15 protein-coding genes and 2 tRNA genes are annotated in these 16441 nt (G+C 43.9%); 9 read left to right on the forward strand and 8 right to left on the reverse strand.

The annotated features are described in order from the left end of the window. Window positions 1–43: 43 nt before the first annotated feature. Window positions 44–448 (forward strand): GFA family protein, encoded by a 405-nt coding sequence (locus FG11_RS13800; RefSeq protein WP_047533557.1) that lies wholly within the window; start codon window positions 44–46, stop codon window positions 446–448. Between the two features lie 128 nt (window positions 449–576). Here FG11_RS13800 and FG11_RS04975 read toward each other — a convergent pair whose 3' ends face one another. The 4 genes from FG11_RS04975 to queF all read right to left on the reverse strand — a co-directional run bounded on the left by FG11_RS04975 (window position 577) and on the right by queF (window position 2739). Next, complete coding sequence (locus FG11_RS04975) at window positions 577–1881, reverse strand: site-specific integrase (protein ID WP_160277134.1); 1305 nt, start codon at window positions 1879–1881, stop codon at window positions 577–579. A 75-nt stretch (window positions 1882–1956) separates the two neighbouring features. Further along, window positions 1957–2032, reverse strand: a tRNA-Glu gene (locus tag FG11_RS04980). Between the two features lie 67 nt (window positions 2033–2099). Then, a tRNA-Ala gene (locus tag FG11_RS04985) sits at window positions 2100–2175 on the reverse strand. A 117-nt stretch (window positions 2176–2292) separates the two neighbouring features. Then, the gene (queF, locus tag FG11_RS04990; RefSeq protein ID WP_025224259.1) at window positions 2293–2739 is read right to left on the reverse strand and encodes a preQ(1) synthase; all 447 of its coding nucleotides are present in this window, start codon (window positions 2737–2739) and stop codon (window positions 2293–2295) included. 75 nt (window positions 2740–2814) lie between these two features. Between queF and smc the strand changes: the two genes are divergently transcribed. From smc to FG11_RS05025, 7 genes are all read left to right on the forward strand, one after another. Next, window positions 2815–6312: a chromosome segregation protein SMC gene (gene smc, locus FG11_RS04995; RefSeq protein WP_047533562.1), complete on the forward strand. Its 3498-nt coding sequence runs from the start codon at window positions 2815–2817 to the stop codon at window positions 6310–6312. Between the two features lie 55 nt (window positions 6313–6367). Continuing rightward, window positions 6368–7681 (forward strand): cell division protein ZipA C-terminal FtsZ-binding domain-containing protein, encoded by a 1314-nt coding sequence (locus FG11_RS05000; protein ID WP_020181944.1) that lies wholly within the window; start codon window positions 6368–6370, stop codon window positions 7679–7681. A gap of 8 nt (window positions 7682–7689) precedes the next feature. Further along, window positions 7690–9810, forward strand: coding sequence for an NAD-dependent DNA ligase LigA (gene ligA, locus FG11_RS05005; protein WP_047533566.1), 2121 nt, complete (start codon window positions 7690–7692; stop codon window positions 9808–9810). Window positions 9811–9848: 38 nt separating this feature from the next. Continuing rightward, window positions 9849–10724: a tetratricopeptide repeat protein gene (locus FG11_RS05010; RefSeq protein WP_052185071.1), complete on the forward strand. Its 876-nt coding sequence runs from the start codon at window positions 9849–9851 to the stop codon at window positions 10722–10724. Window positions 10725–10796: 72 nt separating this feature from the next. Next, window positions 10797–11813 (forward strand): protein-methionine-sulfoxide reductase catalytic subunit MsrP, encoded by a 1017-nt coding sequence (gene msrP, locus FG11_RS05015; protein WP_047533569.1) that lies wholly within the window; start codon window positions 10797–10799, stop codon window positions 11811–11813. Window positions 11814–11815: 2 nt separating this feature from the next. Continuing rightward, window positions 11816–12415 (forward strand): sulfite oxidase heme-binding subunit YedZ, encoded by a 600-nt coding sequence (locus tag FG11_RS05020; RefSeq protein ID WP_047533571.1) that lies wholly within the window; start codon window positions 11816–11818, stop codon window positions 12413–12415. A gap of 51 nt (window positions 12416–12466) precedes the next feature. Next, a complete protein-coding gene (locus tag FG11_RS05025) occupies window positions 12467–12988 on the forward strand; it encodes an HvfX family Cu-binding RiPP maturation protein (RefSeq protein ID WP_020181949.1) in 522 nt (173 codons plus the stop codon). 85 nt (window positions 12989–13073) lie between these two features. Here the strand turns inward: FG11_RS05025 and FG11_RS05030 are convergent, their stop codons facing one another. Further along, window positions 13074–14075 carry a GGDEF domain-containing protein gene (locus FG11_RS05030; RefSeq protein WP_047533574.1) on the reverse strand — a complete coding sequence of 334 codons (1002 nt, stop codon included), beginning with the start codon at window positions 14073–14075 and terminating at the stop codon, window positions 13074–13076. A 373-nt stretch (window positions 14076–14448) separates the two neighbouring features. Here FG11_RS05030 and FG11_RS05035 point away from each other — a divergent pair, with 373 nt between their 5' ends. Then, complete coding sequence (locus tag FG11_RS05035; RefSeq protein ID WP_020181951.1) at window positions 14449–14724, forward strand: hypothetical protein; 276 nt, start codon at window positions 14449–14451, stop codon at window positions 14722–14724. A gap of 226 nt (window positions 14725–14950) precedes the next feature. On the opposite strand, the gene FG11_RS05040 is transcribed toward FG11_RS05035, so the two are convergent. Genes FG11_RS05040 through FG11_RS13550 form a run of 3 tightly spaced genes read right to left on the reverse strand, consistent with a single transcriptional unit; the run spans window position 14951 to window position 16371 of the window. After that, complete coding sequence (locus FG11_RS05040; RefSeq protein ID WP_047533577.1) at window positions 14951–15313, reverse strand: hypothetical protein; 363 nt, start codon at window positions 15311–15313, stop codon at window positions 14951–14953. A 26-nt stretch (window positions 15314–15339) separates the two neighbouring features. Beyond that, window positions 15340–15627: an excalibur calcium-binding domain-containing protein gene (locus FG11_RS13780; protein WP_047533580.1), complete on the reverse strand. Its 288-nt coding sequence runs from the start codon at window positions 15625–15627 to the stop codon at window positions 15340–15342. Further along, window positions 15628–16371 carry a hypothetical protein gene (locus FG11_RS13550; RefSeq protein ID WP_152604046.1) on the reverse strand — a complete coding sequence of 248 codons (744 nt, stop codon included), beginning with the start codon at window positions 16369–16371 and terminating at the stop codon, window positions 15628–15630. It abuts the gene before it with no gap. Between the last annotated feature and the right edge of the window lie 70 nt (window positions 16372–16441).

Here is a 16441-nt window from a genome sequence, read left to right on the forward strand (position 1 = left end):
TGCGGCATCGTAAAGATGTCATCACATGTAGGAGGTAAAAATTATGAAACTTACTGGTGGTTGTCATTGCAGAGCCATTCGGTACGAAGTTGAAGGCGAGCCCCTGACTCATGCACTATGCCATTGCTCTGACTGTCGGCGGCACTCCGGCGCTCCGATGGTAGGATGGACCATGTATCCTCACGAGGCCATCAAGATTACGAAGGGCGCACCTAAGACTTACGAGTCATCGCAACATGGCAGACGGCAGTTCTGCCCAGACTGCGGGACAGGGCTTTTCTACTCGAATGCTTCTGTTCTACCTGGTCTAATCGACGTTCAGAGCGCAACTTACGATGAGCCAAATGCTGTTCCTGTGCGAATTCATATTCAAGTTGCAGAGCGCATCAGCTGGATGGAGCATGCGCACGAATTGACGAAGTACGATCGCTATCCACCGATTGAGTAGATGAGATGACGCCCAAACTGGCAGTCGAGCGGATTTGCGGGAAAGCCACACAGTCTTGTCACCTCCACGTTGAAAGTCTGCTTTGTCCCCAAAGCAGACCACATAAATGTATCGTATACGACAATAAATTACCTTAAAAAGCTGTTAGCCAACTCCTTGAGTTTCTTTTCGTCTAACTCCCATCCACAATACTCTTGCCAGTTTAACTTTTCAATCACATTGGTTTGGATAGATTTCAGACTCAAAGCCTCTCGGCCATATACCTTATTATGAACACCGCCACCTTTATCATGACCTGTATACTGGCATTGATGAGCAAATGGCACATCTAATTGATTCATGTGGTCAATAATTGTGTGCCTGAAACTGTGAAATACTTTGTTATCACCAATTAGGCCAATCTTATTTTTATATTGCGTAAACCACTTGCTTGGAGCGGCACCATAACCATTTTGAGCACTTGGTGTGATGTCAAATAACATTTCCTTGCCCGCTCTTTTTCTCATTTCAGCTAATTTCAATAAGCCTAATTTTTCTAAAGCGGGGTGAATAGGAATATCTCTCGGACTTGCATCTGTTTTGGTGCCAGGTAAGTGCATTACGTTTAAACCGGACTTGAAATAGATATGTTCTGTCTTTAAAGACGCTATTTCACCAATACGCGCGCCTGTATATAAGCCAATCAATGGAATGTAGAAATGCCATGGCTTTTTTGCATGTTCGATGAGACTATCAAAGATTAATTTCAGGTCATTGTTATTTAAATATGACCAGTGTTCACCTTTGGCTTCAATTTTAAAAGTTAGAGGGGTGGGGGAGTGATTTCTGCTTGGACTTGAAGCCCAGGCCGAGTAAGAGCGTATGAAGCTTAGATCGCGTTTAATAGTTGTTTTTGCTACTTCCTTTAATCTAGCAGGTAGCCACTTGTTTTCAATAACTTCGTCATTTAACTGTTCTGCAAGAAAATCATGACCAAGTAATTCTAATAGACCATTAAGAGTCGAAATAGCCATTTTTTTTGATTTTTCGGCTTGACTACTTTTTGACAACTCAAAAATATAGTCTTTTATCGAATCTACTAATTTAATAACTGTTTTTGTAGAAGTATCTGGAAAAGGGTGACTTGAGCCATTTTTTAATTGTGCTTGTGCCATAACAAGCATAACTAACGCATCTTTTGCACGTTCATGATCTTCTGGTGACCCGTCAGTTGTGATTTCCATACCATCTGAATTTGATTTGATGGTATAGCCTTTGATTTTTTTTAAATCCATAGCTGAAATTGTAGCACCTAGAGAATGTGCAGCAATAGTCGCAACGGATAAATCACGTGTCCTTAACGATACTCTCTTATCTATCCCTCCACGCTGTAAGCGCAAGTAATAAATACCATGACGTGACTTAACTAATCGAGATGTTAGATTCAATTTCAACAGTGACACTAGCAGTGACACTACTGATTCGACGACTCTTAAAAAATGACTTTAAAATCAAAGGCTAAGATAAATTGGCGTCCCCACGGGGATTCGAACCCCGGTCGCCTCCGTGAAAGGGAGGTGTCCTAGGCCTCTAGACGATGGGGACCTAAGAAATTACAACAACCGCATTTTACTATAAATCGTTCAATTCTGACACGATTTATTCAAATTTATGGTGGAGGTAAGCGGGATCGAACCGCTGACCTCTTGCATGCCATGCAAGCGCTCTCCCAGCTGAGCTATACCCCCGATTACCCTATTTGGTACCACTAAATTTGGGTTCTTTGAAACTGCTTCAAATCAAAGAAGGCGCAATATTAAAGACGGGCAGAGTAGTTGTCAATGATTTTCTGCGATTAATATTAATTAACCACGAATGTTGGATTGCGCGGAAAATTGCAACAGATCTACTAGTGGCTGAGGTTGCCAACCTTCTTTGCGATGCTCTGTCACTACGTTGGTGAAAATGCCGCCACGTACATAGAATTTAGCAGTTACCCGCATGAATTTTGGTTGAGTCGCGGCAACGAGGTCATCCAACATGCTATTGGTCACGGCTTCATGAAAACAGCCTTCATCACGGAATGACCACATATATAACTTGAGGCTCTTTAATTCAACACACAACTGATCAGGAATGTAGTCTAGATAAATAATGGCAAAGTCAGGTTGACCGGTCTTAGGGCACAAGCAGGTAAACTCTGGGATCTCCATGTGGATATGGAAGTCCCTACCTGAGTTTGGGTTGGGGAAAGTCTCCAGCTGTTTGCTAGGTTGCGCGGTAGGTTTAGCGCCTAAAGATTCGTTGTGCATAATGAAGAGCAGTTTTTGCGTTAAAAAAACGTTATTATAACGCTTAAAAATTAAACCATATTCATCAATCACGCTTTGCGCTTAACTCATTTAAAACTTGCCGGTTTCAAATCCTTTGTGGATCCAACGACCATCCATTTGCACGGCCAGCGTGTCGGTGTGGTGGGGCCGAATGGTTGCGGGAAATCCAATGTGATGGAATCCGTGCGCTGGGTGTTGGGCGAATCTTCTGCCAAGGAAATGCGCGCAGATGCCATGGATGCTGTGATTTTTAATGGCTCATCCAACCGCAAACCTATTTCTCGCGCAAGTGTGGAGCTGATTTTCGATAATAGCTTAGGTGGCGCCAGCGGTGAGTGGAATCAATATGCTGAAATCTCAGTCAAACGTGTGATTGAGCGCGAAAAAGGCTCCAGTTACTACATCAACAATACCGCGGTGCGCAGGCGCGATGTAGCAGATCTGTTTCTTGGTACCGGCCTGGGTGGCCGTGCCTATGCGATTATCGGCCAAAATACAATTTCACGGATTGTTGAAGCCAAGCCAGAAGAGCTGCGTATCTTTTTGGAAGAAGCGGCTGGTATCAGCAAATACAAAGAGCGTAGACGTGAGACTGAGCTGCGCTTGCGTGATACCCGTGAGAACCTGACACGTGTGGAAGACATTTGCCGCGAGTTGCAAAAGCAAATCAATAAGCTAGAAGTGCAGGCGGTAGTGGCGGAGCAGTTCCATCAGCTGCAAACTGCGCTAAAGCATGCAGACGGCCAGTTGTGGCTACTTAAAAAGCGTGATGCTGGGCGTGATTGGGATAAAGCAAAAACCAAAGTAGAGACTTTGGTGAATCAACTAGAAGCACAAATGGCAGCATTGCGTACCAGCGAGAGTCAGCTGGAAACTACGCGCCAAGCGCATTATTCTGCCAGTGAAGGCATTAACCAAGCGCAGGCAACCTATTACGAATCGAACGCCGAAGTAGCCAACCTTGAAAATCAACTCAAGCAGACCGAAGAAGCGCGTGAACGCATGCGCTTACAGTTGCAGCAGCTACAATCTACACTTGAACGTAACGCACAGCAATATCAGGCATTGCAAGGGCAGCTCAGCCAAAAAATGTCAGAGCTGACGCAAGCAGAGCAATTGGCTAAGCAGGCAGATGAGGCATGGCGGCTGTTAACGCAAGGGCTGCCCGCCAAAGAGCAAGCGCTTAAGCAGGGCAACGAGCATGCAAATACAAGTCAACATGCACTTGGACAGGCTAGACAGCGTATTCAGATTGAACAAAACAATGTGCAACATCTGACGCAAAGCCAGCAAGAGATTAAGCAGCGTATTGCGCAGTATCAACATACGCTGGCCAATCTGGTGAAACCAGATTTAACTGAACTGACGACGCATGAGACGCAGCATCAAGCTTTACAGAACGACATCCATGCGCGTGAGCAACTGATTCAGCAACTGGCGCAATCTGAGCTTGAGCATCAAGCAGCCTTGCAGCAGCAGCGTCAGGCATTGTTAGAAGCAGAGCGTACGTTACATCAGGCCGAAGCAGAAGCGCGCTCGTTAGAAAAGTTACAGCAATCGCTGAATCAGGAATCCAAGCTATCGCAATGGTTGGCGCAAGCCGGCTTGCAGCAGCATGCGCGCTTGTGGCAAAAAATTCAGGTGGATCCAGCTTGGAGCACCGCGCTGGAATCCGTACTTGGCGCTAAATTAAATGCGCTCATGACTGATAAAGCCGCGCAACAGCGTCCGCCAGGCGCTTTGGTGCTTGGTTTTGCAGCTAACCAGCAAGCAAAACCTTATGCGCACCAATCAGGATTAACGCCGTTGTTGTCATTGGTTACCAGCAAAGACGCGATGGTGATGGGCGTATTAAGTGATTGGCTGGCAGGTGTATATGTGCTTGATCAAGCTGCATCACTCAATCAGGCATTAGCGTTGTTAACTTCGGGGGAGTCGCTAGTGAATGCATCTGGCGATATTTATACGCCACATAGCGTGACTTATCATGGTGTACAAAACCAATTGCAAGGCGTGTTGGAGCGGCAACAGCAACTGGAAACGATTCAACATGCGTTACCTCGTTTGCGTGAAGCAGTTGAGAGCGCAAAGCAAACGTTAATTGTTCAAGAGCAAAAAATTCAGAGTCTCAAGCTAGAGCATCAACAAGAGAATACACGCTTACGCCAATTCACTACGGAGCTACATACCACGCAATTAGCGGTATCGCGCTTAAAACAAGCGCATGAGAATGCGGTGCAGCGCGAATCCGCCGTCTTGCAGGACATGCAAGCAGCGCAAGCTAAGCAAACGGAATTGGTTGGTCAGATTGAGGCCAAACAGCTAGCTTTAGGCCAACTCCGTGCGGAGATCCCACAACTTGAGCAACAGGCGGCAGCGCAGTCGGAAGCCAAGCAACTTGCCGAAAGCACGTATTTTGCGTTGCGCGATGAGATTCAACGTGCAGAGAAAAAACATCAAGAATGCGCATTCAATTTAAAATTATTAAATAATTTAATCAATGATTTAAATGATAAATTGAAAGTAAACTCAGAAGAAAAACAAGCGAGTTTACACCGCCAGACCGAAACGGAGTCGACATTGGCGTTGACGCCCATGGAAACGCTTAAAACCAATTTATTGGCGGCAGTGAATCAAAAGCAACTAGCCGAGGCCGCATTGGCTAATGCGCGTAATCATTTAGCAGAGCAAGAACAAACATTGCAAGCACAGGAAAGATTGCGCATGCAAAATGAGCAGCAATTGCACCCGATGCGTGATGCGTTGGAACAAAGCCGGCTTAAAGAGCAAGAAGCGCGCCTATATTTTGAGCAATGCATGACCGGGTTACAAGAAAATGGCTTAGCAGAAGCGCATTTGGCAGAGGGGCTCGCGGAGCAAACAAAAGCCAGCGAACTTGCCAATAAAACCATGCAATTGCAACGCGACATTGACGCCTTAGGCGCTGTCAATTTGGCGGCCATTCATGAGTTAGCTACAGAAAAAGAGCGCAAAGTATATTTGGATAGCCAAATGCAGGATTTGCTACAAGCCAGCGAAACACTGGATGATGCGATTCGCAAAATTGATAAAGAAACGCGCGGTAAGCTACAAGCCACATTTGATGAGGCAAACCGCAATTTTAATGAGTTATTTAATGTGCTGTTTGGCGGTGGTCAAGCCAAGTTGGAGTTGTTGGGCGAAGAAATTCTCGACACGGGCATTCAAGTGTTTGCGCAACCGCCCGGCAAGAAAAATACGACGATTCAATTGCTTTCCGGCGGTGAAAAAGCACTGACAGCCATGGCCTTGGTGTTTGCATTGTTTAGACTCAATCCGGCGCCATTCTGCTTGATGGATGAGGTAGATGCGCCACTGGACGATAGTAATACCGAGCGTTTTTGTAGTTTGGTCAAAAAGATGTCCGAGCGCACACAGTTTTTATTTGTGTCACACAATAAAATCACCATGGAAATGGCGCAGCAACTGATTGGTGTGACAATGCAAGAGTCCGGTGTTTCTAGAGTTGTAGACGTGGATATTGATGCTGCCATGCGCATGCAAGCTGCGTAGTCTAGGCTTTTAGGAGTATCATATGGGTAGTTTAATGGTTAGGTATAAATAGTAGATGTCAGATTTACTCATCATTTTAGTAGTATTGGGTGCGCTGATTGTGGTTGGTGTGTTGGCATTCAATTGGTGGCAAGAAAAAAAATACAAAAGCCGCATCGCTAATGATTTTAAGCCATCCAAGCGCGACGTGCTGATTGAGGATTTTCAGTTAAACACAGAAAACTTACGTCAAGCGCAAGCAAAGTCTGCCATTAAGCAGAAACTTGAGCCGAGTATCGATGAATTTTCGCAGCATGGTATTGCACAGCGTAAAGAGCCGGTATTTGAACACTCCTTATCTGACTTGTCAGATACTTCCCATGAAGTGACTACAGCCACGCTTGAGGCGGATACGCAGCTATCTGTCGAGGATATTGCATTGGAAGACATTGAAGCGTTTGGCGGTACAAGCCAATACACGCAAAATGAGCCAGCCACGCCTGATAAAGAAGAAACCACGCTAGATAAAACACCCGCCTATGTGATGGAAGAAGTCTCCATGCCATCTGAGTTGCATGCGCAGATTGATTTGATTGCGTTTTTATATGCAGCAATCCCTATCGCACAAGCCAAAGTAGTTGGCTTGGAGACGCAATTTAAAGAATTTTCTGAGCATATTTTTGCGTTTGGATTAACCACAGATGATGCGTGGATTCTGATTGATGAAGCCAAACCGGAACAAAACTTCACGCAATTAGCCTATAGCCTGCAATTGGCCGATAGAGGCGGGCCGGTAACACGTGCCACGCTCAATCGCTTTCAACACATGGTAGAAACCATCGGTTTAGATTTAAGCGCGCATGTGGAGTGGCAGGGGGCAGGCGATCCGCTAAATAATGCGATGTCACTAGATCAGTTCTGTATTGAAGTCGATAAAACGGTGGGGTTTCATTTGTTAGCCAACAACGGCGCTAGTTTCCACGCCACTAAATTGCGCGGCTTAGTGGAAGCGCAAGGCTTGCAATTAGGCAATGACGGACGCTTTCACCACCTACAAACGGTAAAGCCACATCAGCTAGAGTTTGCCATCAAAAACTATGAAGGCAATGCATTTAGCGCGGAAATGCTTAAATCGTCGGTGATGCATGGCATTACATTTCAACTGGATATTCCCACAGCAAAAAATAGTGCGGATGTCTTTGATAACATGGTGCAAATTGCAAAACACATTGCCAAAAGTTTGGATGCCAGCATTGTGGATGATAACCGCAAAGTGTTGGGTGATATTCAGCTGGAAAAAATTCGCCAGCAACTGAAAGTCATTAATGCCACCATGATTGCTAAAGGCATCATCCCAGGTAGCACACACGCCTTACGTTTATTCTCATAAGTACTGCAATGACGACCGCGCTCACGAAAGAACAGGCGAGTGCTGAGATTTCAGCTTTAAAAACCCAACTCGCACAATACGATTACCATTATTACGTTCTAGATGCGCCGCTAGTTTCCGATAGCGAATACGATGGCTTGTATCGCCAACTTACTGTGCTGGAAACAGCGTATCCGGAACTAGTCACATCCGATTCACCCTCCCAACGTGTCAGTGGCACAGCATCCTCGGCTTTTCAGAGTGTTCAACATCGGCAAGCCATGCTATCGCTCAATAATGCATTTGCTGATGATGAGCTTGTTGCCTTTGATAAACGCATTACAGAAGCGTTGGATACCTCGAAAATTGCCTACGCTGTTGAGCCGAAATTTGATGGCTTAGCCATCACACTTACCTATGAAAATGGGTTGTTTGTGCAGGGCGCTACCCGTGGTGATGGCTATACCGGTGAAAATGTCACACACAATTTGCGTACTATACGCGCTATCCCTGCCAAATTAGCTACTCAGCAGCCACCAGCGTTGTTAGAAGTACGCGGTGAGGTGTTGATGCTGAAACGTGATTTTGAACGCCTAAATCAAGCGCAAGAGGCGCAAGGCGGCAAACTGTTTGCCAACCCTAGGAATGCAGCAGCAGGTAGCTTGCGCCAACTGGATCCCCGCATTACTGCAACACGTCCATTACATTTTTTTGCGTACGGCTTGGGTGAGGCGATTGGTACGCCCAATTTCACCTCACATAGCCAAGCCATGCAGTATCTGGCTGATATGCATTTTCCGGTCAGCGATTTACGGGCTGTGAAACAAGGCGTAGATGGCTTGCGCGAATACTACGCGAGTATTGGTACCAAAAGAGCGACATTGCCTTTTGATATCGATGGCGTGGTATATAAAGTCGATGCATTTGAGCAGCAGACCGCATTAGGGTTTGTATCACGCGCACCGCGCTGGGCCATTGCGCATAAGTTTCCAGCAGAAGAAGCCACAACGATTGTGGATGATATTACTGTACAAGTAGGCAGAACGGGCGCCATTACGCCAGTCGCACGTTTAAAGCCTGTGTTTGTCGGTGGTGTTACTGTCACCAATGCCACGTTGCACAATGAAGACGAATTAAGGCGCAAAGATATTTATATTGGCGATACCGTGATTGTGCGCAGGGCAGGGGATGTTATTCCGGAGGTCGTTGCTTCTATTCCGGAAAAGCGCCCAGCACATGCACGTTTGTTTGTCATGCCTACCGTTTGCCCGGAGTGTGGCTCACATATTGAGCGGCCGCAAGACGAAGCTGTAGCGCGTTGTACCGGCGGCTTGTTTTGTCCTGCACAGCGTAAACAAGCAATTACCCACTTTGCATCACGGCGCGCCATGGATATTGAAGGCTTGGGCGAAAAGTTGGTAGACCAACTGGTAGAAGCTAATCTAGTGCATCGTTTGGATGATATTTATCGCTTAGATGTCGCCACTTTGGCAAACCTTGAGCGTATGGCACAGAAGTCTGCGCAAAACGTGGTGGATGCGATACAACATAGCAAGCAAACCACGTTAGCGCGCTTTATCTATGCGTTAGGCATACGTAACGTGGGTGAGGCCACCGCCAAAGACTTGTCTCAGCACTTTGGTCAATTAAGTACGTTAATCACAGCCAATCTTGAGCAGTTGCTGCAAGTGAATGATGTGGGCCCGATTGTGGCAGAAGCTATTTTGCAGTTTTTTTCAGAGCCGCATAACACCGCGGTGATTGCATCTATGCAGGCAATGGGCGTGACTTGGCCTGAACACGAAGGCAAAAAAACATCTTCCGGTGCGCTGATGAATCAAACATTTGTGCTGACAGGTACTTTGCCCACTATGTCTCGCGATGCAGCGAAAGCGTTGATAGAAGCGGCGGGTGGCAAGGTCAGTGGTAGCGTCTCTAAAAAAACGCATTATGTAGTGGCGGGAGCAGATGCAGGCAGTAAGTTAGAAAACGCGTTAACACTAGGCATCACCGTGCTGGATGAAGCTGGATTGATTGCGTTGCTGGCCGATGCCGAACAACAAGCTGCAACTATTCACCTAGATAACAAGTCAGATGAGCAGGTAATAATAAGCGAAACACAAGCAGGCATACAGAAAGCTTTATTTTAAAAATGACAAAACTACAAACAACATTAAATTTAAGTGTTATGACATTGTTATTATTGACTTTTAATGTCAATTCCGCAGAGGTGGATCCGCAAATCATTGCCTGTAATAGTGCATTAAATAATCAACAATATGAGTCTGCTATTGCAAAAGCAAACGTCGCAATCAAGCAAAAAAACTTAGCGGCACAAGGCATGATGTGTAAAGGGCGTGCTTTGTTGGCGATGGGTAAAACAGAGGAAGCAAAAGCCGAATTTACATTGGCGGATAAAAAAGCATCGAATGATTTTGACAAAACAGTTGCCAATTTATTATTAGGCAATTTGCACAAAAACCAGCACCAGTACCAAGAAGCCATCAAGTTATACGAAGCCAGTTTGGCATTTGCACAAAAAGACGATAATCGTAATTACACACGCGTTAGCTACAATCTTATAGGTGAAGCCTACGGCTTATTAGCCAATCATGAGATGGCTTTAAAATATCTTGAAGAGGGTGAAAAGCTTGCAATGAATGATAATGAGCGTGCGGATAGTTATGAGCGTCTTGCCGCAAACTACCAAGCACAGCAGCAGTTTGATCAGGCGATTGCGTACCAAATTAAAGGCATTACCATGCAGAAAAAAGCTGGTACATTAGACCAATATGCAGAAGCCAATCTTACCTTGGGCCAGATGTATACACAAAATAAAGATTTTATTAACGCAGAAGCAACCTTCGCCAAACTCATTCAGTTTAGCCAAGAAAATGGTGGTGCTTATTACGAAGCTAAAACCAACATTTATTTGGCACAAGCCAAATTAGCGCAAGGTGATAGCGCAACTGCCAAACAGCTATTTGAGCAAGCAAAGACTATCGCAGATAAGATCCAAGCGACTGATTTAACAGCGCTTATCGAAACATCACAAAAAAAATGATTATCAGCCCGTAAGTCTGCTCTGTAAATCACGACTAAGGTGTAAGCACATTAACATTTAAGGTGATTTAGCATGATTCTAGACAACAACAAACGTAACCCAAGTCAGATACAACCATCGGAAATCACACCACGCGAAGTGTTTGAGGATCGGCGCCACTTTATTAAAGCCGCTGGTGCTGGGCTGATCGCTGGTGCAATTGCTAGCACACAAGCCACCAAAGTGATTGCAGGTGAAATCAAAACAGATGCTAACGCCAAAAAGCCAGCAGCCAAAACTGGCGCCACACAAAAGACCCTCACATTTAAGAAAACCGCTTATGGAGAGGGTGAGAAGCTCACCAAGTTTGAAGACGTCACCACCTACAACAATTACTATGAGTTTGGCACAGACAAGTCAGACCCAGCCACCCACTCCACGTTATTTAAACCGCGCCCTTGGAGCATCAGTATTGAAGGGGCGGTTAAAAAAGCCAAAACAATCTCCATAGAAGACTTATTGAAACTTGCACCACTGGAAGAGCGCATCTACAGAATGCGCTGTGTAGAGGGGTGGTCTATGGTGATTCCTTGGGTGGGTTTGCCGTTGGCCAATCTAATTAAATGGGCAGAACCCACTGGTAATGCCAAGTATATCGAATTCATTTCTGCTAACGATGCATTAACGATGCCAGGGGTGCGTGTACCGGTGTTGGATTGGCCCTATGTGGAAGGGTTGCGTATGGATGAAGCCAATCATCCGCTGACGCTACTGGCCGTTGGTTTGTATGGCGAGGTGCTGCCCAACCAAAATGGCGCACCGGTGCGCTTAGTTACGCCTTGGAAATATGGATTTAAAGGCGCTAAAGCCATTGTCAAAATCCGCTTTGTAGAAAAAATGCCGGTCACCACTTGGGTAAAAACTGGCCCCAGTGAGTATGGATTTTATGCCAATGTAAATCCATTTGTGGATCACCCGCGCTGGACACAATCCTCTGAGAAGCGCATTGGCGCTGGCCTGTTTGCTGGCCGCATTAAAACAGAAATGTTTAATGGGTATCCGGAAGTAGGGCAGATGTACGCTGGCATGGACCTTAGAAAGTACTTTTAGTCATGTATGCGCAACGTGTCTTTTACGCCAAGTGTTTGATTTGGGTATTCGCCTTTATACCCATCCTTCGCTTAGTTTGGTTGGGCGTGAACGATGGTTTAACGGCTAACCCAGTTGAATTTATAGAGCGTTCCACAGGTACTTGGGCATTGGTATTTTTACTGCTGAGTTTAAGCATGACGCCAATTCGACTGCTCACTAAACAGGTCTGGCAAATTCAATTGCGTCGCTTATTGGGCTTATGGATGTTTGCTTATGCCTGCTTCCATATCACCACCTATGTTTGGCTGGATTACGGCTTTGTTTGGGCGGATATCGCCAAAGACATTATTAAACACCCCTACGTAATTGTTGGATTTACGGCGTATATGCTGACCATACCACTGGCGCTGACTTCTAACAGCGCCATGATTAAACGCTTGAAAAGTAAGTGGAAGACACTGCATCAAGCGGCTTATCTTATTAGCATATTGGTTATATTGCATTTTTGGTGGTTGGTTAAAAAAGATGTCACAGAGCCCTTTTACTATGCAGCCGTTCTGTGCATATTGCTGGGTATCCGCGTTTATTACAAAGCCATCGCTTCAAAAAATAAGTTGTAAGGTTTGGCGCAGTGTTGCGACCAATCAATACATTATTGATTAGGAGTCGACATGCAAGCCATCACAAAACTATCTGCGTTCTATCAAGCAGTCACCCAAGTGCTTAATGGCATCGGCACATGGTTACCCCAAACCATTTTGAGGCTGTTTATCGCTTGGGAATTTTCAGAAGCGGGCTTTGAAAAACTGCATGGTACGAATTGGTTTGCTGATATTGCATTCCCGTTTCCGTTTAACTTATTACCACCAGATATCAGTTGGGCTGTTGCCACTTTTTTTGAAATTATTGGCGCCGCTGCGATTGCATTTGGTCTAGCAACACGTTTCTTTGCTGTTTCATTATTCATATTAACCATCGTGGCGATTGCTAGTGTGCATTGGCCGAGTGAGTGGCATTCATTAGGTGAGCTGCTGATGGGGTATCGATTTTCAGACAAAGCAGGGGATGGCTTGGGCAACTACAAATTACCGCTGATTTATCTGATTGCATTGGTGCCATTGATTTTCAGTGGCGCAGGAAAATTCAGTGTTGATTATTTGCTACATAAATATGTGTACAAACAACGCACATAAGCGGTTATCTGATTTCAAGCGTTGAAGAGAAGGGGGCGTTGATGAAAACGCCCCTAATTTTTTCACTCTAACACTCTTATTGAACTCATTCTGTTATAGATAGTTGGCTAAAAAGCTTAGCCTGATTGCGCCCATTCAGCTTTGCCGAATAAAGCGCTTTGTCTGCTTCTGCCATTAACGACTCTGTAATAGAAATGCCCCAACGATCAAATGAATCATCGGTTGAGGTGCTCCAGTAGTCAGTAATCCCGAAGCTGCAGCTTAATTGAATGGGGTGGTCATTGTGCATAAGTGCTATCTGCCCAATATTCAGACGCACTCGTTCCACTAGGTTAAACGCATTCAGTTCATCACAATCCGGAAGCACAATCACAAACTCCTCACCGCCAATTCTGAAAAGCTGATCCGTCTCTCTAATTTCTGACTGTATCGTATTTGCAATCTCAATCAGCGCTTCATCACCCTTGGAATGCCCATACAGATCATTTACCTTTTTAAACTCATCCACGTCTACCATCACAAGGCTGAGTGTGTGATTATGGTGTTTGAGATGCGCAAGCCGTTTAGACATATACTCGTAAAATGCACGGCGATTGTATACTTTGGTGAGAGGGTCGACCCTTGCCAACGCTTCTGCTTCTTTGTACATCGTTTCTAGCTTTTGTTGAGCTAACTTATTTTCAGTGATATCCACAGCGATTTCCAATCTTACATAGCGGCCATCCACCCATTTAACGGCTTGATCTCGGCACTGATACCAGCGTTGCGTCACTGTGTTTTGAAACTCCCAAATATGCACGCCTGTTGGCTTGCCTTCTTCGTTAAGTAGCTTGGAGTTGTTGCAAAAGCTGCAAGGTTGCTCTTGGCCAAATTGGAGATACTGATAACACTTGCGGCCTAAAGGCACCCCCCAGCTTTTCTGACCGTAATTATTGACGAAAATTAGCTCATACGTCTTAAAGTCAGACACGTATACCAAGGCATCCAGGCTATTTAAAATTGTCGCAATACAATCAAATTCAAACTGCAAAGATTGCGCGTTGGCATCGATATTTCGATTAAAGAATTTCAAGATATGTTCTTTCACTACTCAGCCTCAATTCATTTAGAAAAGTTCTAAATGCCTGGTTTCTAGGCTATTTAGAGTAAGCCTGCTGGCAAAGTTGTGTGGTATTACAAGGTGCTGCTAGCGCCTAGTTACTTACAAAAGTAGGCTAAATTAATTATATGTAAAATACAGTTAACCCATCTGTAAACTATTGTTAACTGATAAATTCGAAAGATACTGAATGAAGATAAGGCGCAAGTTTTATGAGCTTGTTGTCTTGGGATTTCAGAAAACACTCAGAAGCTGAGTAGTCTTAATCTTACAAAACTTTGTGAATCTGCTGACAGTAATCTGCGAATGGAAAACTTAAACTAAGCATACCAATTAATAATATTCAGAAGGGATAGTCTATATGCTTAAATTTGCACACATGATGAATAAAAAGTCAGTAAATGGCTCAATTGTAGAGCTAGCGTTGGAATTTCCTTCTGAACCTCAACTAGCACCAAAAAAAGGTGATCCCGTGCATATCAAATTACCAGAGAACGATGTTGATGGTGTCATTGCTTCAGTCATCGGTCAGGATTTGCTAATTGATGTCGAGGGGCTGATATCTTATTGGGTTTTTAATAAAGCTGAGGCTTTGTCTGCAACAAAAGGTTTCAAGCATACGTACAGCGTGTTGTAAAAGCTTAAATCTAGATTGTTGATAGCGAACTCATTTTAAAAGCATTCAAAATCGCCAATATTCAAATGATTGATAATTCCTTCGTAGGGCACATTATTGCCATTCCATTACTTCGCATAATGTATAGAAGTGATAACAATCAGTGTGTGAAATGTTGTTGAATGGTCTTTAATTCTTAGCCGCTTTGCCGATGCGTAATAAGCCTCCTAGCAGTAAAATTTCATAATTACTCTTCATCTACACACATGAAAATGCGAACTCTACCAACCCCTGGATAAGTCATAAAAGAAGGCCCTTTAGCCATACTGCCGGTGTGAGGCTTTCCAAAAGGGTCAGCAGGGACGGTTGTACCTTTTACGCATAAAGCTTGCATATTAAAATTACAATCATCAGCAGTACCGTTTGTGCATTGCATGAAGTAGGGCTTGCCCTCGGTACCCTTATTTGAAAAGATTATGTATTCAGCAGGGTTAAGCTGAACTGGGGGCTCTGAGTTTGGATAGTCTGATTGCTTTAATATTGAAACCTCCCCAAGTCTAGCAACTGCGCTAGTGCTGATTAAAATTAGCAGTATCAATAACTTATTCATTCTATTTTCTTTCTTATTAAGTACTATTAACAAAACTGTTGCTCGCAGGGTATACCATCGTTATCACCATCCATTTTGGTGCCAGGGCAATTATTGATAAAGAAAGTAGCTTCTTCACAAGAGTGCATTTGAGAGCAGTGAATCCTACCATCGCAACTAAAATTAGATTTCGTTGTGGTGGTTTTAAAAGTATTTATTGATTGTGAAATAGTAGGGGAGTCAACCTCTTGGTCAGATAGCTGTTCCCTCTTTTGCTTTTCGCTAAAATATTGGTAGCCGAATAAAACCAAGCAAATGATCAGTATTATTTTCATTTAATAATTTATTGCTTTGAATTTAGTTATAGTTAACTCAACTTCGACTAATAATTCATTAAGTACAAAATCGACTGGATGGTCATCAAAATAACCATTTTTACCAAAAAATGCCTGAATAGATGGCAAGTTAAATTTTGTAATATTAGCTACGTGCTTGCTAACAGTCGCTATGTTTGGCTGGCTAATCATATCTCTGATATTTGCAAACATTACTCCAAATGGACTCCCATCAATATAAGTGCCTTCTAATCCAGTAGCCGTTCCTTGACCAAATACTAATAGCAATCTATGTTTATCAATATTATTGAGCTTGCTTAATGCCCATAATTTATAGTTGCCAGTTTCATAAGGTTGAATAGCATCTGAAAGTAATGTTATCGCTTTTGCAGAGTGCTTTTTTAAAATCAAGAACGACTCGCATTTTTCCAACTCATCTGATTTATTAATTATTGGAAATTGATAACGATTGGTTGGGACTCCATAATGAATAAGTATTTCACTGAATAGATGGTCCAGACTTGAGCGTAAATTATGTAAAGTGTCACCGATAGTTAAAGCAATCGACTGTGGTAGTGCTTTCGTAACAGTTAGAGATATGTTCGACGTTCCATCATTCAAAGGGCGTATTTCTAACTCGCAAAAATCCGATCTACTAAAATCCTGTAATTCATTCTGAATTTCTAATAAATGCTTTCGAGCTCTTTGTACTTTTAAATATGAGCTTTCAAAACTTAATTGCACATATCCTCCAAAAGCTTTTTTTTACTTTACGTGCCAGTTACACGTAAAGTATCGCTCAGTTTTGAGCTAT

This window comes from Methylotenera sp. N17, from assembly GCF_000799155.1.
Taxonomy (GTDB): domain Bacteria; phylum Pseudomonadota; class Gammaproteobacteria; order Burkholderiales; family Methylophilaceae; genus Methylophilus.

Bases quoted from the DNA above. Each gene is read 5' to 3' on its own strand.
- FG11_RS13800 (WP_047533557.1), top strand. From the start codon at position 44: ATGAAACTTACTGGTGGTTGTCATTGCAGAGCCATTCGGTACGAAGTT.
- queF (WP_025224259.1), bottom strand. From the start codon at position 2,739: ATGCACAACGAATCTTTAGGCGCTAAACCTACCGCGCAACCTAGCAAA.
- FG11_RS05000 (WP_020181944.1), top strand. From the start codon at position 6,368: ATGTCAGATTTACTCATCATTTTAGTAGTATTGGGTGCGCTGATTGTG.
- ligA (WP_047533566.1), top strand. From the start codon at position 7,690: ATGACGACCGCGCTCACGAAAGAACAGGCGAGTGCTGAGATTTCAGCT.
- FG11_RS05010 (WP_052185071.1), top strand. From the start codon at position 9,849: ATGACATTGTTATTATTGACTTTTAATGTCAATTCCGCAGAGGTGGAT.
- msrP (WP_047533569.1), top strand. From the start codon at position 10,797: ATGATTCTAGACAACAACAAACGTAACCCAAGTCAGATACAACCATCG.
- FG11_RS05020 (WP_047533571.1), top strand. From the start codon at position 11,816: ATGTATGCGCAACGTGTCTTTTACGCCAAGTGTTTGATTTGGGTATTC.
- FG11_RS05025 (WP_020181949.1), top strand. From the start codon at position 12,467: ATGCAAGCCATCACAAAACTATCTGCGTTCTATCAAGCAGTCACCCAA.
- FG11_RS05035 (WP_020181951.1), top strand. From the start codon at position 14,449: ATGCTTAAATTTGCACACATGATGAATAAAAAGTCAGTAAATGGCTCA.
- FG11_RS05040 (WP_047533577.1), bottom strand. From the start codon at position 15,313: ATGAATAAGTTATTGATACTGCTAATTTTAATCAGCACTAGCGCAGTT.
- FG11_RS13780 (WP_047533580.1), bottom strand. From the start codon at position 15,627: ATGAAAATAATACTGATCATTTGCTTGGTTTTATTCGGCTACCAATAT.